19 protein-coding genes are annotated in these 20567 nt (G+C 73.9%); 14 read left to right on the top strand and 5 right to left on the bottom strand.

Translation table 11 applies throughout. From position 1 onward, the window contains the following. Positions 1 to 18 precede the first annotated feature (18 nt). The 3 genes from ACFP3U_RS27265 to ACFP3U_RS27255 all read left to right on the top strand — a co-directional run bounded on the left by ACFP3U_RS27265 (position 19) and on the right by ACFP3U_RS27255 (position 2238). Positions 19 to 684, top strand: a complete 666-nt coding sequence (locus ACFP3U_RS27265; RefSeq protein ID WP_380228350.1) for a hypothetical protein — start codon at positions 19 to 21, stop codon at positions 682 to 684. 94 nt (positions 685 to 778) lie between these two features. Then, positions 779 to 1591: a DsbA family protein gene (locus ACFP3U_RS27260; RefSeq protein WP_380228349.1), complete on the top strand. Its 813-nt coding sequence runs from the start codon at positions 779 to 781 to the stop codon at positions 1589 to 1591. Further along, entirely contained in the window at positions 1588 to 2238 is a 651-nt protein-coding gene (locus tag ACFP3U_RS27255; RefSeq protein ID WP_380228348.1) for a vitamin K epoxide reductase family protein, read from the top strand. Before ACFP3U_RS27260 ends, ACFP3U_RS27255 begins: the two co-directional genes overlap by 4 nt. 67 nt (positions 2239 to 2305) lie before the next feature. On the opposite strand, the gene ACFP3U_RS27250 is transcribed toward ACFP3U_RS27255, so the two are convergent. Next, positions 2306 to 3301, bottom strand: coding sequence for an adenosine deaminase (locus ACFP3U_RS27250; protein WP_380228347.1), 996 nt, complete (start codon positions 3299 to 3301; stop codon positions 2306 to 2308). A gap of 174 nt (positions 3302 to 3475) precedes the next feature. On the opposite strand from ACFP3U_RS27250, the gene ACFP3U_RS27245 reads away from it, so the two are divergent. The 5 genes from ACFP3U_RS27245 (at position 3476) to ACFP3U_RS27225 (ending at position 9616) form a co-directional block, all read left to right on the top strand. After that, positions 3476 to 3757 (top strand): DUF6158 family protein, encoded by a 282-nt coding sequence (locus tag ACFP3U_RS27245; RefSeq protein WP_380228346.1) that lies wholly within the window; start codon positions 3476 to 3478, stop codon positions 3755 to 3757. Positions 3758 to 3898: 141 nt separating this feature from the next. Beyond that, complete coding sequence (locus tag ACFP3U_RS27240) at positions 3899 to 5287, top strand: NADP-dependent succinic semialdehyde dehydrogenase (RefSeq protein ID WP_380228345.1); 1389 nt, start codon at positions 3899 to 3901, stop codon at positions 5285 to 5287. Between the two features lie 365 nt (positions 5288 to 5652). Continuing rightward, positions 5653 to 6117, top strand: a complete 465-nt coding sequence (locus tag ACFP3U_RS27235) for an RICIN domain-containing protein (protein ID WP_380228344.1) — start codon at positions 5653 to 5655, stop codon at positions 6115 to 6117. Between the two features lie 235 nt (positions 6118 to 6352). After that, positions 6353 to 7861: a DUF2079 domain-containing protein gene (locus ACFP3U_RS27230; RefSeq protein ID WP_380228343.1), complete on the top strand. Its 1509-nt coding sequence runs from the start codon at positions 6353 to 6355 to the stop codon at positions 7859 to 7861. Positions 7862 to 7912: 51 nt separating this feature from the next. Beyond that, positions 7913 to 9616, top strand: coding sequence for a DUF2079 domain-containing protein (locus tag ACFP3U_RS27225; RefSeq protein WP_380228342.1), 1704 nt, complete (start codon positions 7913 to 7915; stop codon positions 9614 to 9616). 48 nt (positions 9617 to 9664) lie between these two features. Here ACFP3U_RS27225 and ACFP3U_RS27220 read toward each other — a convergent pair whose 3' ends face one another. Then, positions 9665 to 9946, bottom strand: coding sequence for a hypothetical protein (locus tag ACFP3U_RS27220; RefSeq protein WP_380228341.1), 282 nt, complete (start codon positions 9944 to 9946; stop codon positions 9665 to 9667). A gap of 33 nt (positions 9947 to 9979) precedes the next feature. After that, positions 9980 to 11059 (bottom strand): non-homologous end joining protein Ku, encoded by a 1080-nt coding sequence (gene ku / locus ACFP3U_RS27215; RefSeq protein ID WP_380228340.1) that lies wholly within the window; start codon positions 11057 to 11059, stop codon positions 9980 to 9982. Between the two features lie 217 nt (positions 11060 to 11276). Here ku and ACFP3U_RS27210 point away from each other — a divergent pair, with 217 nt between their 5' ends. Continuing rightward, a complete protein-coding gene (locus ACFP3U_RS27210) occupies positions 11277 to 11489 on the top strand; it encodes a hypothetical protein (RefSeq protein WP_380228339.1) in 213 nt (70 codons plus the stop codon). 30 nt (positions 11490 to 11519) lie between these two features. Here ACFP3U_RS27210 and ACFP3U_RS27205 read toward each other — a convergent pair whose 3' ends face one another. Then, on the bottom strand, positions 11520 to 12782 hold the full coding sequence (locus tag ACFP3U_RS27205) for a metallophosphoesterase (RefSeq protein ID WP_380228384.1): 1263 nt from the start codon (positions 12780 to 12782) through the stop codon (positions 11520 to 11522). A 267-nt stretch (positions 12783 to 13049) separates the two neighbouring features. Here ACFP3U_RS27205 and ACFP3U_RS27200 point away from each other — a divergent pair, with 267 nt between their 5' ends. The 4 genes from ACFP3U_RS27200 to ACFP3U_RS27185 all read left to right on the top strand — a co-directional run bounded on the left by ACFP3U_RS27200 (position 13050) and on the right by ACFP3U_RS27185 (position 17912). Beyond that, positions 13050 to 14504 (top strand): amino acid permease, encoded by a 1455-nt coding sequence (locus ACFP3U_RS27200; RefSeq protein ID WP_380228338.1) that lies wholly within the window; start codon positions 13050 to 13052, stop codon positions 14502 to 14504. A gap of 201 nt (positions 14505 to 14705) precedes the next feature. Beyond that, positions 14706 to 15683, top strand: coding sequence for an EI24 domain-containing protein (locus tag ACFP3U_RS27195; protein WP_380228337.1), 978 nt, complete (start codon positions 14706 to 14708; stop codon positions 15681 to 15683). Positions 15684 to 16279: 596 nt separating this feature from the next. Then, on the top strand, positions 16280 to 16978 hold the full coding sequence (locus ACFP3U_RS27190) for an aggregation-promoting factor C-terminal-like domain-containing protein (RefSeq protein WP_380228336.1): 699 nt from the start codon (positions 16280 to 16282) through the stop codon (positions 16976 to 16978). Positions 16979 to 17321: 343 nt separating this feature from the next. Further along, positions 17322 to 17912: a GNAT family N-acetyltransferase gene (locus tag ACFP3U_RS27185; RefSeq protein ID WP_380228335.1), complete on the top strand. Its 591-nt coding sequence runs from the start codon at positions 17322 to 17324 to the stop codon at positions 17910 to 17912. A gap of 15 nt (positions 17913 to 17927) precedes the next feature. Here ACFP3U_RS27185 and ACFP3U_RS27180 read toward each other — a convergent pair whose 3' ends face one another. Further along, positions 17928 to 19178, bottom strand: a complete 1251-nt coding sequence (locus ACFP3U_RS27180) for a threonine/serine exporter family protein (protein ID WP_380228334.1) — start codon at positions 19176 to 19178, stop codon at positions 17928 to 17930. A gap of 302 nt (positions 19179 to 19480) precedes the next feature. Between ACFP3U_RS27180 and ACFP3U_RS27175 the strand changes: the two genes are divergently transcribed. Beyond that, positions 19481 to 20518 (top strand): glycosyltransferase family 2 protein, encoded by a 1038-nt coding sequence (locus ACFP3U_RS27175; RefSeq protein ID WP_380228333.1) that lies wholly within the window; start codon positions 19481 to 19483, stop codon positions 20516 to 20518. Positions 20519 to 20567 lie beyond the last annotated feature (49 nt).

The raw sequence follows: 20567 nt of genomic DNA, 5'->3' as shown, positions 1-20567 counted from the left end.
GTGGCACACTCGGGACCCATGGACACCGCCCCGGCCATCAGGACGCTGCGCGCCGCGATCTTCGCCGCGCTGCTCGTGCTACTCGCCGGGCTCGGCCAGGTGCTGCTCACCGGCCGTCCGCTGCCGCTCGGCACGCTGGCCGTGGCCGGCGCCGCCGTCTTCGCGGTGGCCTTCGCGCTGGCCGGCCGCGAGCGCGGCCACCGGGCCGTCGCGGCGGTCTTCCTGCCGTTGGAACTCGGCCTGAGCGCCCTGTTCGACCTGGCCCAGTCGACCTGTCACCCACTGCCGCCCGGCGCCGCCCGCGGTCTCGAACCGCTGCTGTGCGGCGGCGGCGAGCTCGGCGGCCTGCTGCTCGGCCACGACCTCCCCCGGCCGGTCGGGCTCGCCCTGCTGCTGCTCCTGCACACCACCCTGGCGCTGGCCGCCGCGTACTGGCTGCGCAGCGCCGACGCCGCGCTGTCCGGGCTGGCCCGCACGGTGCGGATCCTCGCCGACCGCGGCCGGCGCTCCGCCGGTGCGGCCGCCCGCCTGCTCGCGCTGCTCACCGCCCCGCGGCCGGCCCGCCCGGTGGTCCGGGTGCCGTTCCCGCGCGCCAGCCGGGTGCTGGTCCCCGCCGAGTCCGTCCGGCTCCGGCCCGCCGTCCGGCGCGGCCCGCCCGCGCGGCTGCCGGCGCCCGCCCGCTGAGCGACCCCGCGACCCTCCCGGTCCACCGGTCCTCGGCCGGCCGTGCGCCCTCCGCGCCCGCACGCCCCGCCACGAGCACCAGGACGGCACCACCATGAGCACCACCCCCAGGAAGAACACCCCCGCCGGCGACCGGAAGGCCGCCCGCCGGGCCGCCACCGAGCGGATGCGCGAGGAGCGCGAGCGCGCCGAGCGGTCCGCCCGGATCCGCCGCCGGGCGGTGGTCGGCGGCTCCTCCGCCGTCGTGCTCGCCCTCGCGGCGGGCGTCGCCTTCGCCGTCGGCGGCTCGACCGGCTCCGGCGGCGCGGCCAACGGCCCGCTGGTCGTACCGGCCAACGCCGGCGGCGCGGACGGCACCGTGGTCACCTACGGCTCGGCGAACGCCCCGCACACCCTGGAGGTCTACGAGGACTTCCGCTGCCCGTTCTGCGAGCAGTTGGAGACCACCACCGGCCCGACCGTCCAGCAGTTCGCCGACGCCGGCAGCTACAAGATCGAGTACCACCTCGCGACCTTCCTCGACCAGGGCCTCGGCGGCAAGGGCTCGCGCACCGCGCTGGCCGCCGCCGGCGCGGCGCTGAACGAGGGCGTGGACAAGTTCAAGCAGTTCCACGACGTGCTCTACGCCAACCAGCCGGACGAGCACGACGACGGCTTCTCCGACGTCAACCACCTGCTCGACCTGGCCGGCAAGGTGCCTGGCCTGAAGACCGACGGCTTCGTCAAGGCGGTCCGCGAGGGCACCTACCTGCCCTGGGCCGGCCAGGTGAGCAAGGCCTTCGACAAGAGCGGCGTCACCGGCACCCCGACCTTCCTCCTCGACGGGAAGAAGCTGGACGTCTTCGCGGGCGGCAAGGCCGTCACGCCCGAGCAGTTCACCGCGATGGTCAAGCAGGTGACCGGATGACGGCCCCCGCCACCGCGCCCACCGCGCCCGCCGCCACCTCCGCAGCCGACCGCCGCACCGTCGGCGCGAGCCGCCCGTTCGCCCTGCTATTGGTGATCGGCGGCGCGCTGGGGCTGTTCGCCTCGGCCGTCCTCACACTGGACAAGATCCGGCTGCTGAAGGACCCGTCCTACGTCCCGAACTGCAACATCAACCCGATCATCAGCTGCGGCTCGATCATGCGCAGCGACCAGGCCGAGGCCTTCGGCTTCCCGAACTCGCTGCTCGGCCTCGCCGGGTTCGCCGCGGTGATCGCGATCGGCGCCGGACTGCTGGCCGGCGCCGCCCACCGGCGCTGGTTCTGGCTGGGCCTCCAGGCCGGGACGGTGTTCGGCATCGGCTTCGTGACCTGGCTGATGTACCAGGCGCTGTACCGGATCGGCGCGCTCTGCCCGTACTGCATGGTGGTGTGGGCGGCGATGATCCCGCTGTTCTGGTACACCACCCTGCACAACCTGCGCACGGGCGTCCTCCCGGTGCCGCGCGCCCTGCGCCCGGTGGTGCGGGAGGCGGCCCGCTACCACTGGGTGGTTCCGGCGCTCTGGTACGCGGTGATCGCCCTGCTGATCCTCAACCGGTTCTGGTACTACTGGTCGACCCTGCTCTGACCTGCCCTGACCTGCCCCCGGCCGCCTCCGGGCCCGTGACCGGGTCCGGAGGCGCGCCGCGGCCGGGTCAGGCGGTGCCGAACTCGTAGGCGGCGACCTCGGCGAGCAGCGCGGCGCGGCGCTCCTCGGGCAGGAAGGAGGCGTGGAAGGAGTTGGCGGCGAGCAGCCGCAGGGTGTCCTCGTCCAGGCCCAGCGCCCCCGCGAGGGCGTCGAAGTTGTCCCCGACGTAGCCGCCGAAGTAGGCGGGGTCGTCGGAGTTGACGGTGGCCAGCAGGCCGGCCGCGAGGATCGCGGGCAGCGGGTGGTCGGCCAGGGTGTCCACGCAGCGCAGCCGGACGTTGGAGAGCGGGCAGAGGGTGAGCGGTATCCGCTCCCGGACCAGCCGCTCGACCAGCGCCGGGTCCTCCAGGCAGCGCAGCCCGTGGTCGATCCGCTCGACGCCGAGCACGTCCAGCGCCTCGGTGATGTACGAGGCCGGGCCCTCCTCCCCGGCGTGCGCGACCCGGTGCAGCCCGGCCTCGGCGGCGCGCCGGTAGACCTCCCGGAACTTGGCCGGCGGGTGGCCGACCTCGGCCGAGTCCAGCCCGACCCCGGTGATCCGCCCGCCGAACCAGGGGCGGGCGGCCTCGAAGGTCTCCAGCGCCGACTCCGCGGACTCGTCCCGCAGGAAGCACATGATCAGCCGGGTGCTGATGCCGTGCCGCTCCTCGGCGCGGTCCAGCGCCCGCCCCAGGCCGTCCACCACGACCGCCAGCGGGATCCCGCGCGCGGTGTGCGCCTGCGGGTCGAAGAAGATCTCCGCGTGCCGCACGCCCTGCGCCGCGGCCCGGGCCAGGTACGCCTCGGCGAGCTCCTCGAAGTCCTCCTCGGTGCGCAGCACCGCCATCAGCGCGTAGTACAGGTCGAGGAACGACTGCAGGTCGCTGAACGCGTACGCCCGCCGCAGCTCCTCGGCGTCCGCGTGCGGCAGCGCCACACCGTTGCGCCGGGCGAGCGCGAAGGCGAGTTCGGGCTCCAGGGTGCCTTCGATGTGCAGGTGGAGTTCGGCCTTGGGAAGGGGCATCGGTGCCTGTCCGGGGGATTTCGGTACGGATGTGAAGAAGTCATCCTACGATTCCCCTTCCTCCGGCTCCGCACCGGGCGGCCCCGGCGGCGTCGAACGGGTGTACCGGCGGGGTCTGCGGGGCAACGGCTACTCGGGGGGTTCCGTTCCGTTCCCGTCGAGGAGGTAGTGGACATGCGGCACCCCGACGCCCCGCACGCCAGGCCCGAGGGCATCTCCCCGCACGCCCTGGGCAACGACACGCTGCTGCACGAGCTGGAGCAGCTGCACCGCACCCGGCACGAGACCTTCCTGTACGGCTCGGAGGAGGCCCTCAAGCGGCACACCCTGCGCACCGGGCAGCTGGAGGCGGAGTACCTGCACCGCTTCCCCAACCGCCTGGTCACCGCCGGCCGGACCAGGGCCGGCGCCCGAGCCCGCGACGCGGCGGCCCGCGCGGAGGCGCTTCCCAAGTAGGGCCGGGGGCTCAAGCAGGCCCCGAGCGGAGCCGCCCGGCCGGGACACGCCGGGCGCGGGTGCGGGTACCCGGCCCGGGCGGTGGGCCAGGGTGGGAGGGACCCGCACCTCCACCCCCGCGCACCCCTGGGAGGGGCCCCGATGCCCATCGCAAGCGTGAACCCGGCGACCGGCGAGACCCTGGAGACCTTCGAGCCGCTGGACGCGGCCGGACTCGAACAGCGGCTGGCCCGCGCCGAGGAGGCCTTCCGGGCGTACCGCACCACCTCCTTCGCCCACCGCGCCGGTCTGCTGCGCCGCGCCGCCGACCTGCTCGACGAGGACCGCGAGACGGTCGCCCGGACGATGACCGAGGAGATGGGAAAGCCGCTCGCCGCCGCCCGCGCCGAGGCCGCCAAGTGCGCCAAGGCGATGCGCTGGTACGCCGAGAACGCCGAGGCGCTGCTCGCCGACGAGCACCCGCTGCCGGCCGACGTGGCCGACGCCGGGGCGGCCCGCGCCTATGTGCGGTACCGGCCGCTGGGCGTGGTGCTGGCCGTGATGCCGTGGAACTTCCCGTTCTGGCAGGTGGTCCGGTTCGCCGCGCCCGCGCTGATGGCGGGCAACGTCGGCCTGCTCAAGCACGCGTCCAACGTGCCGCGTACGGCGGTGGCGCTGGAGGAGCTGTTCCGCCGGGCCGGCTTCCCGGAGGGCTGCTTCCAGACGCTGCTGATCGGCTCGGGCGCGGTGGAGGGGGTGGTCCGCGACCGCCGGGTGGCCGCGGTGACGCTCACCGGCAGCGAGCCGGCCGGGCGGGCGGTCGCGGCCGCGGCGGCCGACGAGGTGAAGAAGGCGGTGCTGGAGCTGGGCGGCAGCGACCCGTACGTGGTGCTGCCCAGTGCGGACCTGGACGCCGCCGTGGCCACCGCCGTCACGGCCCGGGCGCAGAACAACGGGCAGTCCTGCATCGCCGCCAAGCGGTTCATCGTGCACGCCGCCGTCTACGACCGGTTCACCGAGGCGTTCACCGTGCGGATGCGGGCGCTGCGGGTCGGCGACCCGATGGACGAGGCCACCGAGGTCGGCCCGCTGGCCAGCCGGCAGGGCCGGGAGGACATCGCGGAGCTGGTCGAGGACGCCCGGAAGCACGGGGCCGGGGTGGAGTGCGGCGGGCGCCGGCCGGAGGGCCTGGACGCGGGGTGGTTCTACGAGCCGACCGTGCTGACCGGCATCACGCCGCAGATGCGGATCCACCAGGAGGAGACCTTCGGCCCGGTGGCCACCGTCTACCGGGTGGCCGACCTGGACGAGGCGGTCGCGCTGGCCAACGACACCCCGTTCGGGCTGAGCTCCAACGTCTGGACCGAGGACCCGGCGGAGCAGGACCGGTTCGTCCGGGACATCCAGGCCGGCGGGGTGTTCTTCAACGGCATGACCGCCTCGCACCCGGCCCTGCCCTTCGGCGGGGTCAAGCGCTCCGGTTTCGGCCGCGAGCTGTCCGGCCACGGCATCCGGGAGTTCTGCAACGTCACCACGGTGTGGATCGCCTGAGCCCGCTCCCTTGGGCCCGCTCCCTCCGCACGCCTTGTGCGCCCCCGGCCGGGGCCGTGCGCCCCGGCCGGATCCGGCCAAGTTCGAGGGCGGCCGATTGCTCCGCTTTGCCCGATTCCCCCGAGGCCGGCGCGGCGGGCGGGAAGCCGCAGCCTTCACGTCACGCGGACAGGCCCTCCACAGAAACCCCTTCGTTGACAAACGGAGGTAAATTGCTCTGATCATATTCAGAACATTTGGACAGCGTCATTCCCGATGGCCGAACAAAGGCAGCTCCGGCCGGTCGTGATATCGACTCCGGCACATTTCCGGATAAGTTCTTGGATGACCCGCCGAAGGGCCGGTCACCACGGGAAGGAAATGCGATGAATCTCCTCCAGCGCTCCGCCGCCCTCGTCGCCTCGGCGGCCGTCCTGGCCGCCGGCACGACCGTCCTGGCCGCCGGACCGGCGGGCGCCGCCACCACCGAGATCACCCTGCAGAACGTCGCCACCAGCCGCTACCTGGACAGCAACGGCAACGGCAACGTCTACACCCTCCCCGGCAACGGCGGCGCGTACCAGCGCTGGTACGCCGGCGACCTGGGCGGCTCCACCTTCACCCTGCGGAACAAGGCCACCGGCCTCTGCCTCGACTCCAACGGCAACGGCAACGGCGCCGTCTACACGCTGAGCTGCAACGGCGGCAGCTACCAGAAGTGGGTCCGGGGGAACGGCGCCTACGGCCACACCTACAAGAACCTCGCCACCAGCCTCTACCTGGACAGCAACGGCAACGGGGACGTGTACGCCCTGCGCGGCAACGGCGGCTCGTACCAGCAGTGGCGGTGACGGTCCGCCAGATCGGCGAACGGAAAGCCGGCAGCATCGTCTGACGATCGGACAGAACCAGAACGCCCTCCCCGGCGTCTCAATCGCTGGGGAGGGCTTCTCCATGCTACGGTGCCCGCCCGGGGGGCCGACCCACCCGGCGGGGTTCGCTCATGGCTGAACCCGCCCGCCGCCCCGATTCGCCGACAAGAATCGGCCGCACGACCACTCGCGCCCGGAACGACGGGGATGTTCAGTGACAATTAGTACACTCACATCAGCACTCCACCGCAGGACGGAGGCTGACGAACCGTCGATCACGTTATCCCCCGTCGATCGGCGGACGCGGTTCATCCCCTGGGCGGTCGCCCTCACCCTGTTCCTGGTCTACGCCTTCTTCACCGTCCGCCGTCACGAGCTCCTGCTCACCAGCGGGTACGACCTCGGCATCTTCGAGCAGGGCGTGCGCGGCTACGCCGAGGGCCGCGGCCCGATCGTCGAACTCAAGGGCGCCGGCTTCAATCTGCTCGGCGACCACTTCTCGCCCGCCCTCGCCGCCCTCGCCCCGCTCTACTGGCTCTGGCCCTCGGCGAAGCTCCTGCTGTTCGCCCAGGCCGCGCTGGTGGCCGTCGCCGCCGTCCCGATCAGCCGCTGGGCGCTGCGAGGCCTCGGACCGGTCGCCGCCGTGGTCATCGGCCTCGGCTACGGCCTCTCCTGGGGACTCGCCTCGGCGCTCGGCTTCGACTTCCACGAGATCACCTTCGCGGTGCCGCTGATCGCCTTCTCGGTCACCGCGCTCGGCGAGCGGCGCTGGGTGGCCGCCCTGGCCTGGGCCGCGCCGCTGGTACTGGTCAAGGAGGACCTCGGCATCACCGTGGCCGCCGTCGGCGCGTACATCCTGTGGCGCGGCGACCGGCGGATCGGCGCGGCCGGCGTCCTCTTCGGCGTCGGCGCCTCGCTGCTCGAACTCCTGGTGCTGCTCCCGGCGATGAGCCCCGGCGGCAGCTTCGCGTACTGGGACAACCTGAGCGGCGGCTCCGGCGGGCGGAACCTGCTCACCCTGCCGCTCGACCTGGTCACCCCCAGCGAGAAGCTCACCACCGTCCTGCTGCTGCTCGCACCGACCGTGCTGCTGGCCGTCCGCTCCCCGCTGATGATCGTCGCGCTGCCCACCCTCGGCTGGCGGCTGCTCTCCAACAACCCCGCCTACTGGGGCACCAACTACCACTACAGCGCGGTGCTGATGCCGATCGTCTTCGCCGCCTTCGTGGACGTCCTGGTGAAGGCCCGCGCCCGCGGCGGGGTGCTGCCCCGCTGGGTCTCCCGCGCGGCGCTGCCGGCCAGTCTGGCGGTCACCCTGGCGCTGCTGCCCGGCTTCGCGTTCAGCCAACTGCTCACCGCCGACCTGTGGCGGACCCCCGCGCGGGTCGAGGCCGCCCGCTCGGTGCTGGCCGCCGTCCCGGACGACGCCCGGATCGCCGCGTCCAACCGGCTGGTGCCGCAGCTGACCAACCGCTGCGAGGTCATCGTGTTCGGCTGGCCGCAGAAGTGGTCGACGGCCGACTGGATCGTGGTCGACGAGGACCAGCCGATGGGCTGGCCGCTGTCGCCCGACCGGGAGCGCCGGGAGGTCGCCGCCGCCAAGCGCGTCGGCTACCAGGTGGTGCGCAGCGACCACGGCATCACGCTGCTGCGGCGCCCGCCCGGCACGGACGTCCCGGTGGCGCCCGACGTCCCGGCGCCCGGCAGCCCCGAAGCCGGCTGACCCGTCCCCGCCCCGGCCTCCACCTTCGCCTCCGACCACCTCAGGGATCCCGTGCCAGTCGAAACCGGGCTCAGCCCGTCCACCCGCCCCGGCCGACCGCTGCTGCCGCGCGCCGTGCGCCCGTTCACACCCGGCGCCGGCGCGCTCTCCGGTCGCCGGACCGCCGTCCTGACCCTGCTCAGCTTCGCCGTCGTCGCGGCGTGCGGACTCCAGCAGTGGTCGGCGGTCCTGCTGGGCGGCTTCGACCTCGGCATCTTCCACCAGGGCGTGGCCGGCTACGCGCACTTAGGCCTGCCGGTCTCCCCGGTCAAGAGCTACCACCACGAGTTCCCGCCCGAGTTCTCGCTGCTCGGCGACCACTTCTCACCGATCCTGGCCGCGCTCGCCCCGCTCTACTGGATCTGGGAGGACCCGCGCACGCTGATCCTCGGGCAGGCCCTGCTGCTCGCGGCCGGCGTCCCGCTGATCCGCCGGATCGCCGTCCACTGCTTCACCCGCCCGGCCGACGGGGCGGAGGGCGCTGCCGAGCTCGACCTCGCGCCCGACCCCGCGCAGCTGCGGATCGTGCGCCTGGTCGCCGACCTGGCCGGGCTGGTCTACGGCCTCGGCTGGCCGCTGCTGGCCGCCGGCCGGGGCGGCTTCCACGAGGTCGCCTTCGCCGTCCCGCTCATCCTGCTGATGCTCGAACGCGGCCTGGCCCGCCGCTACGGCACCGCCGCCCTCGCCGCCGCCCTGCTCTGCGCCACCAAGGAGGACCTCGGCCTGCTGGTCGGCGTGTACGGCCTCGTCCTGCTCTGGCGCAGCCGCCCGCGCGGCGACCGCCGGGGCGACCGGGCCGGCGACCGGCGCGGGCTCGCCTACGGCGCCGGCCTGCTGATCGGCGGCCCGCTGGCCTCCGCCCTCGCCATCGTCTGGCTGATCCCCGCGATGGGCGGGCAGCCCGACTACTACTGGGTGTACGGCCCGATCGGCCCGAACGCCGGGGAGGCGCTCACCAACCTGCTCGGCGACCCGCTGCTGCTCGTCCAGGTCGCCACCAACGCCACCATCAAGCCGCTGCTGGTGCTCTGGCTGTTCGGCACCCTGCTGCTCCTGCCGCTGCGCTCCGCGACCACGCTCTGCCTGCTGCCGCTGCTCGCCGAGCGCGTGCTGTCCGACAACCCGAACCACTGGTCGATCGCCCACCACTACGACGCGTTCCTCTGGCCGGTGCTGCTCACCGCCACCCTGGAGGCGCTCGGCCACCTGTACGCCCGGGGCGGGGCGAGGCGGCGCACCGCGTACGGCCTGGGGACGGCGACGGTCGCGATCGCGCTGCTGGCCGGCCTGCTGCTGAACGGGATCGGCCTGCTGACCCCGGCCTCCTGGCGCCCCTCCGCGAGCAGCGCGGCCCTGGTCCGGGGCGCCGCGCAGATCCCGGACGGGGCGCTGGTCGAGGCCGACAACCAGGTGGTGCCCCGGCTGGTCGGCCGCACCGACGTCGTCCTGGTGGACGGCGTGCCGCGCGGGCGCGACTACGTCCTGATCCGCTCCGACACCCGGACGTTCCCGTTCCAGACCTCGGCCGAGCAGGCCGAGCGGATCGACCTGCTGCTGGCCCACGGCTACCGGCAGGTCTGGGCCGAGCAGGGGGTGGTGCTGCTGCACCGCGAGAGCGACGAGCCGGTGCCCGGCGCGCGGGTGCCCGGCGACGGCAGCACCCCGGTGAAGGAGATCGTCCCCTCGGACGTCGGGCACAACCTGTTCAAGGGCTGATCGTGCCCGGTCCCCGTCCCCGCTGCGGCGAACGGGGACGGGGCACGGTCAGGTGGCCATCCGGTGACGGCCCCGGCCGGGCGTCACCCAGCGGGCGATCACGCCGACCAGGGCGAGCAGGGTCGCGCCCCAGATGACGCTGAAGACGATCAGCATCGGCAGCCAGGTCACCTGGGAGGCGACGGCGCCGAGGCCGAGCGAGAGTCCGACCATGAAGACCACGGCCGTCGGGGTGAGACTGCACAGCCAGTGCCAGGCCCGATGCGCCCAGCTCGGGTGGGCCGGTGCGTCGGGGCCGGTGTCCTGGGCCTTGTAGGTGATCAGGTCCATCGGGAATCGCCTCCGGGGGGGGTGAGGGGGAGGTCACGAGGCCTTCCGGGGAGTGGCGGACTTCCGGGTCGTGCTCTTCGTCGCGGTCTTGGTGGCGGCTTTCGTCGCCGTCTTGGCCGCCGTCTTGGTGGCGGACTTCGTTGCGGCGGGCTTCGCGGTGGCGGACTTCCCGGTCGACTTCGTGGCCGTCGACTTCTTCGCCGTGCCGCCCGCCGTGGTCTTCCCGGCGGCCGTCGCCGCCGTTCTCGCGGTCGCGGCCCGCTTGCGGGGCACCGGCTTCTCCTCCGGCTCCTCTTCCGGCTCCTCGGCGTCCTCGGCGGCCGGCCGGCCCGGGTGGGCGTCCTTGGCCTGCCGCAGACTGCTGCGCAGCGCCTCCATGAGGTCGATGACGTTGTCCGGCGCCGCCTCCGCCTCCTCCTCGTGCGGCACCTCGACGCCCTGCAGCCGCGCCTCGATCACCTGCTGGAGCGCCTGCTGGTAGTCGTCGTGGAGCTGGTCGAGGTCGAAGTCCTCGGAGAGGGTCTCCATCAGCGAGCGCGCCATCCTCAGTTCCTGCGGCCGGACGGTGACGTCCTCCTCGGGCGCGATGCCGGCCGCCGGGCGGACCTCGTCGGGCCAGATGCAGGTCTGGAGGACCAGCGTGCCGTCGTGCACCCGCAGCACGGCCGGCGACTCCCGGCTGCGCAGCGCGATCTTGGTGACGGCGATCTGCCCGGACTCCACCAGCGCGTCCCGCAGCAGCGCGTAGGGCTTCGAGGCGGCCTTGTCGGCGACGCCGACGTAGTACGCCTTGGAGAACATCAGCGGGTCGATCTCGCCCTCGTCGACGAAGGCCAGCACGTCGATGATCTTCTTGCTGGGCAGCGGCAGGTCCGCGAGGTCGTCGTCGGTGAGGGTGACGGTCCGGCCGTCCGGCGACTCGTAGCCCTTGGCGATCTCCGCGTACGGGACCTCCCGCTCCTCCTGTTCGCAGTACCGCTTCATCCGCACCCGCCCGCCGTCCTTGGCGTGCACCTGATGCAGGGGGACGTCGTGCTCCTTGGTGGCGGAGTACAGGTGGACGGGGATGGAGACCAGGCCGAAGCTGATCGTCCCCTTCCAGGTGGTCTGCATGGGGTCGCTCCTTCCCGGAGCCGTCCCGTCGGTTCGCCGGTTCGCGGTGGTCGCGCCGGCCGGGGCGTGCGGCCCCGGAGATTCCCACTGTGCCCGGATTCGCCCGGATCGGCCACAGGATGCCGCCGGCTCCTTCGGCCCGGGCCGCCCCGGCCGCCCAGGCCGCCCGGCGGGCCCCTTCGGCGGACAATGGACCCCGGACGGAGGTGGGTGCGCGATGCGGAGCGCCGGACCGGCCCCGCCGCCGGCCGCGACGACGTACCGGGTGCGGTACGCCCTGGCCGGCGCGCCGGGCGTACGGCACGCGGAGGTCACCGTCGTGCCGGGGTACTCGCAGGAGAGCGACATCCCCGCGATCCTGGCCGCCCGCCTCACCGGGCCCCCGGCGGACGGATGGCGGATCGTGCTGCTGGACGTCGTCGAGGCCTGAAGGGCAGCGGCAGGCCCCGGGCCGCCCCGGTCAGGCCTGGAGCGAGGCGAGCGTGACGAGGGTGATGTCGGACGGCGCGCCGACCCGGACCGGCGGGCCCCAGGCGCCGGCGCCGCGCGTCACGTAGAGCTGGGTGTCGCCGTACCGCTCCAGCCCCGCGACCGTCGGGTTGGCCAGTTCGGCCAGGTAGTTGCCCGGCCAGAGCTGCCCGCCGTGGGTGTGGCCGGAGAGCTGGAGGTCGACGCCGTGCCGGACCGCGTCGTGGATGGTGACCGGCTGGTGGGAGAGCAGGACGGCGGTGCGGGCCGGGTCGCGGTCGCCGAGCGCCTTGCCGAAGTCCGGCCCGTCGCCCTCCCGCTGCCCGGCGATGTCGTTGACCCCGGCCAGGTCGAAGCCGCCCAGTTCGACCCGGGCGTTCTCCAGCGGGTGGACGCCCAGCTCGCGGACGAAGTCCACCCAGGGCGCCGCGCCGGAGAAGTACTCGTGGTTGCCGGTGACGAAGTACGCCCCGTCGCGGGCCCGCAGCTGTGCCAACGGCTCCGCGTCCCGGCCGAGTTCGGGCACCTTGCCGTCGACCAGGTCGCCCACGATCGTGATCAGGTCGGGCTGTGCGGCGTTGATGGTGTCCACGATCCGCTGGGTGTGGGCGCGGCCGAGGATCGGGCCGAGGTGGATGTCGCTGACCACCGCGATCCGGTACCCGTGCGCCCGGGCCGGCAGCTTGGCGAGCGGGACGGTGACCTGCTTGAGCCGCGGCCCGCGCAGCACCCCGTAGGTGCCGGTGCCGACCACGGCCGCCGCCGCCCCACCGGCACCGATCGCGACCGCGCGGGCGACGAACAGCCGCCGCTCCGGCGAGGGCACGGTCGGGGCGGCGGGAGCGGCGGGAGCGGGCACGGCGGCCGGATCGACCGCGGGCTCACCCGAGGACTCGTCCGACGGACCGTCAACAGCCATAGCCTGAGCCGCTGCCATACGGCGGGCCGGCAGGCGGAGCAGCAGCGGCCGGAGCAGTTCGCCGACGGCGAGCCCGAGCAGCAGGTACAGCAGCACCGCCAGCCAGAGGTAGCCGGGCCAGGCGAACCAGCGCTCGACCGCCATCGGGAACAGCTCGCCGCCGACCAGCGCGCCCACCGAGAGCACCGGCAGGGCGACGGCGAGCACCGTGCCGGTCCGGCGCCAACGGCCGCCCGGGGCCGACACGTCGCGCACCAGCCGGCGCCAGAGGTACCAGTGGACGAGGGTCAGCAGGGCGAGGACGAGGAGGGCGCCGAGCACCACGAGGACGATCATCACGCCGCCAGTATGTACGGCGCCCCGATCACCCCCGGAGGGAGGCCCCCGAGTTGCTGGCGGTGCGTCAGATTTGAGCTTTCCACGTCATCTTTTCACCCGCTCTGACCTGGGCGTTTGCGTCCGCTGAGCGAAGAGTTCCCGATGCCGTGTTCCGATACCCGGAGCTAGAAGTTAGGTTGCACCGCAATGCGCGGACCGTCCCCCACCCTCCGGCGTTCGAGCCGAGGGTCAGGCCGCGCTGGAAAGGTACAGGGCACCCTCACGATGAGTGCGGACACCACGACCCGGGCCGGATCCCCGCCGCCCGGACACTCCGCTGACCACCACCCCAACGGGCACGGCCAGGGCGGCGACGGCCACCTCAAGGCCGGGCTCAAGAACCGCCACCTGTCGATGATCGCCATCGGCGGCGTGATCGGCGCGGGCCTGTTCGTCGGCTCGGGCGCGGGCATCGCGTCCACCGGCCCCGGCATCCTGCTCTCCTACGCGCTGGCCGGTGTGCTGGTCGTCCTGGTCATGCGGATGCTCGGCGAGATGGCCGCGGCCGACCCCCAGAGCGGCTCCTTCTCGGCGTACGCGGACCGGGCGCTGGGCCGGTGGGCCGGCTTCAGCATCGGCTGGCTGTACTGGTTCTTCTGGGTCGTGGTGCTGGCCGTCGAGGCCACCGCCGGCGCGAAGATCCTCAACGGCTGGATGCCGGGCGTCCCGCAGTGGGCGTTCGCCCTGATCGTGATGGCCGTGCTGACCGCGACCAACCTGGGTTCGGTCGCCTCGTACGGTGAGTTCGAGTTCTGGTTCGCCGGCATCAAGGTGGTGGCGATCGCCGCCTTCCTGGTGGTCGGCACGCTGGCCGTGTTCGGCCTGCTGCCCGGCACCGACGCGGTCGGCACCGAGAACCTGACCGGTCACGGCGGCTTCCTGCCGCACGGCGTGGGCGCGGTGTTCACCGGCATGCTCACCGTCGTCTTCGCCTTCATGGGCAGCGAGATCGTCACCCTGGCCGCCGGCGAGTCCGAGGACCCGGAGAAGGCGGTCAGCAAGGCCACCAACAGCGTGATCTGGCGGATCGGCGTCTTCTACCTCGGCTCGATCCTGCTGGTCGTGACCCTGCTGCCGTGGGACTCCGCCGCCGTCAAGGGCAGCCCGTACGTCGCGGTGCTGGAGCACGTGGGCATCCCGGGCGCCGGCCGGGTGATGGACGTGATCGTGCTGACGGCCGTGCTGTCCTGCCTCAACTCGGGCATGTACACCGCGTCCCGGATGGCCTTCTCGCTGGGCCAGCGCGGCGACGCGCCGAAGGCCTTCGCCACGGTGACCAAGCGCGGCGTGCCGCGGGTGGCGATCCTGTCCTCGGTGGTGTTCGGCTTCGTGGCCGTGATCTTCAACTACACCTCGCCCGACACCGTCTTCTCCTTCCTGCTCAACTCGTCCGGCGCGGTGGCGCTGTTCGTGTGGCTCGTGATCTGCTTCTCCCAGCTCCGGATGCGCCGGATCATCGAGCGCGAGGCGCCGGAGCGGCTGACCGTCCGGATGTGGCTGTACCCGTACCTCACCTGGGCCGCGATCGGCATGATCGGGTTCGTGATGGCGTACATGTTCACCGACGCCGACGGTCGGAAGCAGATGTACCTGTCGCTGGTCGCCGCGGCCATCGTGCTGACGGCGTCGGCCGTGGTGGGCCGCCGGCGGCGGGCCGCGGCGGTGGCACCGGCCTCCTGAGCCGGAGCGCAGTACCGTCCGCGGGCGCCGGGCCCGGGAGCCGTTGCGGCGGCTCCCGGGCCCGGCGCGTTTCCGCGGCGGTTCCCGGGCCCGGTGCGTCTCCGCAGCGGGCTCGGGCCCCCGCCGACCGGGAACCTCCGGTTCCGTTCCGTGACCGGACGGACATGACCCGGCGACCCGTCAGCCCCTACCCTTCCCCTCATGCGAGATCTTGCAGCGGGGATGGGGTACCTGGCCAAGGGCCAGAAGTGGGTGGCGCGGCACGGCCGCTGGTGGGCGTTCGGGATGATCCCGGCGCTGATCACCCTGGCCGGTTACGCGGTGGCACTGTTCTTCCTCGTCGGCTGGTCCGAGGACCTCGCCGCCTGGGCCACCCCGTTCGCCGACCACTGGGCCTCGTTCTGGCAGGACCTGCTGCGCACCACGCTCGCCGCGCTCGTCTTCGTCGGCGGACTGCTGCTGTCCGTGCTCACCTTCACGGCGGTCACCCTGCTGGTCGGCCAGCCGTTCTACGAGGAGCTGTGCGAGAAGGTCGACGAGACCGAGGGCGGCGCGCCGACCCCGCCGGACGTGCCGCTCTGGCGCGAGCTCGTGGTGGCCGCCCGGGACAGTCTCTTCGTCCTGGTGCGGGCCGGCGGCTTCGGCGTGCTGCTGTTCGCGGCCGGGTTCATCCCGGTGGTCGGGCAGACCGTGGTCCCGGTGCTGGGTTTCCTGGTCTCCGGCTTCTTCCTCACCCTGGAGCTGACCTCCGTCGGCCTCCAGCGGCGCGGTGTGCCGCAGCGCGAGCGGCTGCGGCTGCTGCGCGGGCGGCTCGGGCTGGCCTTCGGCTTCGGTGTGCCGCTGGTGCTGATGTTCCTGGTCCCGCTGGTGACGGTGGTCGCCATGCCGGGCGCCGTCGCCGGGGCGACCCTGCTGGCGCGCGACCTGGTGCCGGTGGAGGAGGAGCCGGAGGAGGAAGAGGACGAGGGGGCGCCGGGCACGGCCGACGTCCCGGAGCTGCCGGAGTACGGGGTGCAGCGGCCCGTCGCGGGGAACCCGTACGCGTCGGACCCCTACGCTTCGGACCCGTACGCGAAGACCCCGCACGTGTCGGCCCCGCACGTGTCGGCCCCGTACGCGTCGGACCCGTACGCCGGTGCGCCGCAGCCCGCGGAGCCGAACCCGTACCGGAGCGCGTGACCGACCGGTCACCCTGCGTCCGGCCCGGCCCGCCGGGGTGTGAGGCCCCCCACACGGGCTCGGCCATCTACTGCCGTCGATAGTGGACGGCCGCGCGACGCCCCGCCCGCGCGGGGAGTCGCCCGGCCGCCGGGCGGGCGGCGCCGACGGCGGGCGGACCGCCACCGCCCGGAACAACGCAGGCGACGGGCCGTTGGGACCATTCGTTCGTCGACGATCCCCGGTCCTGCCCATCAATTTCTCAAAACGGACAAAACGTATCGAAGCACCCGCCATCGGTCGGGTGCTTCGCCGTTTCGGGCCCCCGGTACGACTACCGGCCGTAGTAGCCGACGCCTTTGCCGCCCGTCTCGGGCTCTGCCAAGAATGGTCCGTCGCCAGGCAGCGCGGCCGGTCCCCCGCCGCGCACCTCGTCCGCCCCGCACTCCGCGGGGCACGCACCACGGCCGTCCCGTACGCCACCACGGGCCGCTCCCCCGAGCGAGCCCCGTGCCCGTGATGCCCGGCGCCCGCGCCGCCGCCCCGCCCGGGGCCGGCACGCCCCGACGGCCACCGAGGCCCTGACGGCACCCCGACGGAAAAGGATTGTCCGCTCCATGCAGCTCAGCCATGCCCGCCGCAACTCGCTGATCACCGGTATCGCCACCCTCGTGGTGGCGAGCGCGGCCACCGCCGCCCTCGCCATCCCGGACAGCGGGACCGCCGTCGCCGAGGCCCCCGTGGCCGCGGTGGCCGGCACCACCGGCGCCGTCTCGGCGGACGCGCAGGCCGCCGCGCAGCCCCAGGCCCAGGCGGACGCCAAGGCGCAGGCCGACGCCCAGGCGGCCGCCGCCGCCCAGGCCCAGGCCGAGGCGGACGCTGCCGCACAGGCCCAGGCCCAGGCCGCCGCGCAGGCCCAGGCCGAGGCCGAAGCCGCGGCGAAGGCGCAGGCGGACGCCAAGGCGAAGTCCGACGCCGCCGCCTCCCGCTCGCAGGAGCGCTCCGCGCTGAACGCCAAGCCGGCCTACTCCGGCAGCCCGCGCGAGATCGCCGCCCAGATCGTCCCGGCCGGCCAGCTCCAGTGCTTCAGCAACATCGTGTCGCACGAGAGCAGCTGGAACGTCACCGCCACCAACGCCTCCTCCGGCGCCTACGGCCTGGTCCAGGCCCTGCCGGGCTCGAAGATGGCCTCGGCCGGTTCCGACTGGCGCACCAACCCGGCCACCCAGATCAAGTGGGGCCTGGACTACATGAACTCCCGCTACGGCAGCCCGTGCGGCGCCTGGGCGTTCTGGCAGTCCCACCACTGGTACTGAGCCGACCCCGGCACCCCCGAGCCCGCAGGCCCCCGCCTGCGGGCTCGGCCGCGTTCGGGGGCGGCGACGGGCCGGCCGAGGGCGGGGCACGACGACGCGGACCGGCCGCCGACCGGAGCCGCCGGACGCGGGCGCTCCGCACCGTCCGCGAACCGTCCGGGGGCGGTTCGCGGGCGTTCCGGGGCTCGCCCGGCAGTCGTTCGGGGCTCGCCAGTGGCTCGTTCACGGATCGCCCGGGGCTCGTTCGGTGGCGAACAACGATGCTTCGTGGGCGGTCCGTTCGGGTGCGAGCTGGCCGAAATTTCGGTGGCCCCGGCGCCGCCCCGGGGGCCAGAGTGGGCGTATGAATCAGGTCAGGCTGTCGGACGGGGTCGTCACGCTCACACCGTTCCGGGCCACCGACATCGACGCGCACCTGGCGGGTGAGGACGATCTGCTGGTGCGGTGGCTGAACGGCGGGCCGAGCACCCGGGCCGGCACCGAGGAGTACGTGCGGCGGTCCACGGCGCAGTGGCTGTACCGGGGTCCGGCCCGGGTGTTCGGGATCCGGACCGGACCGGAGCCGGAGCTGGCCGGCACGATCGACCTGCGGTTCGCGATGCCGTGCCTCGCCCCGGGGCAGGTCAACATCGCGTACGGCCTCTACCCCGCCTGGCGCGGGCGGGGCCTGGTGACCCGGGCCGTGCACCTGGTCTGCCGGTACGCGGCGCAGGAGGGCGCGACCGAGGGCGTGATCCGGGTCGACCCGGAGAACCTCGCCTCGGCGGCGGTGGCTCGGCGGGCCGGCTTCCGGTACTCCGCGCGGGTGACGGAGCCGACCGGCAACCGGCTCGACTGGTACGTCCGCGAGCTGGTCGCCGTCCCGGCTCCCGGCCTGCCGGTCGGCGGCGTTCCGGCCGCCCGCGGCCCGGCCGCCACCAGGCAGTCCGTCTGACGCGCCGCCCCCGTCTCAGGCGTCCCGACGGTCGCCCCGTCCGGCGTTCGCCACCACCGCGCCCGCCAGCAGGCCCACCGCGATCGCCGTCACCAGCGTGACCATCTCCGTCAGATCCCGGAACCCGGCGATCGGGTGACCGCCGGCCAGGTCGGTCAGCCCGCGCATGCCGAGCGAGCCGACGGTCAACGTGAAGAAGCCGGGCAGCAGCAGGAGGAGCCGCGGCGGAGCGGTCGGCCGGGCGGCGATCCGGGTCGTCACCCCGCTGAGGACGGTGGCGGCGACGAAGGTCCCGGTCACCTCGCCGGCCAGCCAGGTGGCCAGGGTCTGCACCGCCACCGTCAGATAGACCAGGAGCAGCAGCAGCGGCCCGAGCCGGGCGGGGACGGCGAAGGCCAGCACGGTACCCGCCGTGAAGACGATCCACGCGGTGAACAGCGCCCAGCGCGGCAGGTCCTGCGCGGCGGCCACGTCGAACAGCGAGTGCCGGTCGCGCCCGGTGACGGCGAGTCCGATCAGCACCCCGACGTACAGCTGGAGCAGCAGGAACACCGCGTACACCAGCCGGACGGCGCCCGGCGTCAGGTGACCGGCGGCGAGTTCGGCGGCGGCGGCGCTCAGGTAGTCGCCGGGGACGAAGAAGAACAGCGCCGGCAGCATGATCAGCACCGGCCCGCCGTGCCCCGGGGTGCGGGCGAACACCAGCAGCGCGATCACCGAGACGACGACCGCCGCCACCAGCGGCAGGACGGCTCCCAGCCGGGGCCACCGGCCCGCCGCCGTCGCGAGGGCCGCGCTCGCCGTGGCGAGGACGGCCGTGGAGCCGACCTCCCACCAGGTCGGCTGCATCAGCGGCGCGAAGCCGATGGAGAACAGCACGATCCCGAGCGCCTTCGCCCACCAGGGGTACGGCGGCGGGGACGCGTCGATGACGGCGAGCCGCCCGGCCGCCGCGGGCAGGGTGAGCCGGCCGGCCGTCAGGTCGGCGAGCAGCGGTTTGACGGCGGCGACCTGGTCGAGGCGGAACACCTCGGGGAACGCCCGGACGGTCACCGTGCTGGACTCCCCGCCGACGGTGACGGTGAGCGCCGCGCCGTCCGGGACGACCAGCAGCCGCGCCGCGCCGCCCAGCGCCCGGGCGGCGCCGGCGACGGCCGGTTCCAGCTCCTGGACGCCCTCGCCGCTGTTGCGCAGCAGGACGGCGGTGAGCCGGGCCAGGAAGGCGGTGAGCTCGCCGACCCGGGGTGGCCGCGTCCGCTGCTCCATGCCCGCCTCCGTCCGCCTCCCACCGTGATGACGCCTCCAGCCTGCCCGCCGCCGGGGGATGCCGCGCGCCGAGCCGGCGCCGGGGGCGCCCGGGGCCCGGATCCGTCGCGGGCCCGGATCGGTCACGGGCCCCGATCCGTCGCGGGCCCCGATCGGTCGCGCTCCTGCGTTCCTGACGTGGACGCGACCGGAGCAGTCGGTGAAGATATGGCGCACGTCCGTACGATTTGCCGGGTATTGCTCGCATTTACGGACCGTCAGGGCTTTGCCACGGTTCGCAGGCGCTCCTACGCTCCGGCGTCATGGCCTCACCTCTGATCAGCGTCGTGATCCCCGCGTACGACCAGCAGAAACAGCTGGCGGATTGCCTGGACTCGCTGCTCGCCCAGTCCTTCCGCGACTTCGAGGTGCTGGTGGTCGTCGACCGGTCCCCCGACTGCCCGGGACAGCTCGTCGACCGCTACGCGGCCCGGCACCCCCAGGTGTCCGTCCTCCACCTCGACGCGGCGGTCGGAGTCGGCGTCAGCCGCAACGCGGGCGCCGCCCGGGCCCGCGGCGAGTACCTGCTCTTCCTCGACGCGGACCACCTGCTCGCCCGCGACGCCCTGAGCTCCTTCGCCGACCACCTGGAGCGGACCGGTCCGGTCGACCTGCTGCTCTTCGGCCACACCCGGCAGCACGGCGGCCGCGACTGGCCGGGCGGCGCCGAGGCACTGCTGGCCGAGGCCGGTCCCGAGGTCTTCGGCCCGCTCGACCACCCGGAGCTGCTGGGCGCGCCGGCCCTGATCTGGGACCGCCTCGTGCGCCACGAGCACTGGCGCGGCCAGGGGCTGGCCTTCCCCGAGGGCCGCTACGAGGAACTCCCCGTCGTCCACCGGGCGATGCTGACGGCCCGCCGGATCGCCGTCCTGCCGCGCGCCTGCGTCCAGCTGCGCCGCCGCGAGACCGTCCACCCGACCGGCTCGCCCGGCAGCAGCAACTTCGACATCTTCGACCAGTACGAGCAGACCTTCGCCCTGCTGGACGAGCTCGACGCCGCGCCCGGCCCCGCCGGACCCTCCCGGGAGGCCGTCCGTGACGCCCTGTTCACCCGGATGATCCGGCACTACCTGTTCGTCTTCGACCTGGCCGGCTGCGTCGCCCGCGCCGAGCGCCCGCAGTTCTTCCACCGGGCCGCCGACCACTACCGCCGCTTCCAGCCCGCCGGCCACCGCCGCCCGAGCGGCCGCGAGGGCGTCAAGTTCTCCCTCCTCGCCGGCGGCGCCTACCCGGCCTTCGAGGTGGCCAAGCTCTCCCACATCGCCCGCGGCACCATCACCGGCGCCACCCGCCGCCGCTAGGGCCCGTCTTCAAACCCCCGTCGTCCGCCCGAAGGGCGGGCGGGGCGGC

Source organism: Kitasatospora misakiensis (genome assembly GCF_042656005.1).
Taxonomy (GTDB): domain Bacteria; phylum Actinomycetota; class Actinomycetes; order Streptomycetales; family Streptomycetaceae; genus Kitasatospora; species Kitasatospora misakiensis.
Note: the sequence above shows the minus strand (reverse complement) of the source record. Positions and strands in the feature narration are given on the sequence as shown.

Coding starts and splice junctions, on each gene's coding strand:
- ACFP3U_RS27265 (WP_380228350.1), top strand. CDS start 19: ATGGACACCGCCCCGGCCATCAGGACGCTGCGCGCCGCGATCTTCGCC.
- ACFP3U_RS27260 (WP_380228349.1), top strand. CDS start 779: ATGAGCACCACCCCCAGGAAGAACACCCCCGCCGGCGACCGGAAGGCC.
- ACFP3U_RS27255 (WP_380228348.1), top strand. CDS start 1,588: ATGACGGCCCCCGCCACCGCGCCCACCGCGCCCGCCGCCACCTCCGCA.
- ACFP3U_RS27250 (WP_380228347.1), bottom strand. CDS start 3,301: ATGCCCCTTCCCAAGGCCGAACTCCACCTGCACATCGAAGGCACCCTG.
- ACFP3U_RS27245 (WP_380228346.1), top strand. CDS start 3,476: ATGCGGCACCCCGACGCCCCGCACGCCAGGCCCGAGGGCATCTCCCCG.
- ACFP3U_RS27240 (WP_380228345.1), top strand. CDS start 3,899: ATGCCCATCGCAAGCGTGAACCCGGCGACCGGCGAGACCCTGGAGACC.
- ACFP3U_RS27235 (WP_380228344.1), top strand. CDS start 5,653: ATGAATCTCCTCCAGCGCTCCGCCGCCCTCGTCGCCTCGGCGGCCGTC.
- ACFP3U_RS27220 (WP_380228341.1), bottom strand. CDS start 9,946: ATGGACCTGATCACCTACAAGGCCCAGGACACCGGCCCCGACGCACCG.
- ku (WP_380228340.1), bottom strand. CDS start 11,059: ATGCAGACCACCTGGAAGGGGACGATCAGCTTCGGCCTGGTCTCCATC.
- ACFP3U_RS27210 (WP_380228339.1), top strand. CDS start 11,277: ATGCGGAGCGCCGGACCGGCCCCGCCGCCGGCCGCGACGACGTACCGG.
- ACFP3U_RS27205 (WP_380228384.1), bottom strand. CDS start 12,782: ATGATCGTCCTCGTGGTGCTCGGCGCCCTCCTCGTCCTCGCCCTGCTG.
- ACFP3U_RS27200 (WP_380228338.1), top strand. CDS start 13,050: ATGAGTGCGGACACCACGACCCGGGCCGGATCCCCGCCGCCCGGACAC.
- ACFP3U_RS27195 (WP_380228337.1), top strand. CDS start 14,706: ATGCGAGATCTTGCAGCGGGGATGGGGTACCTGGCCAAGGGCCAGAAG.
- ACFP3U_RS27190 (WP_380228336.1), top strand. CDS start 16,280: ATGCAGCTCAGCCATGCCCGCCGCAACTCGCTGATCACCGGTATCGCC.
- ACFP3U_RS27185 (WP_380228335.1), top strand. CDS start 17,322: ATGAATCAGGTCAGGCTGTCGGACGGGGTCGTCACGCTCACACCGTTC.
- ACFP3U_RS27180 (WP_380228334.1), bottom strand. CDS start 19,178: ATGGAGCAGCGGACGCGGCCACCCCGGGTCGGCGAGCTCACCGCCTTC.
- ACFP3U_RS27175 (WP_380228333.1), top strand. CDS start 19,481: ATGGCCTCACCTCTGATCAGCGTCGTGATCCCCGCGTACGACCAGCAG.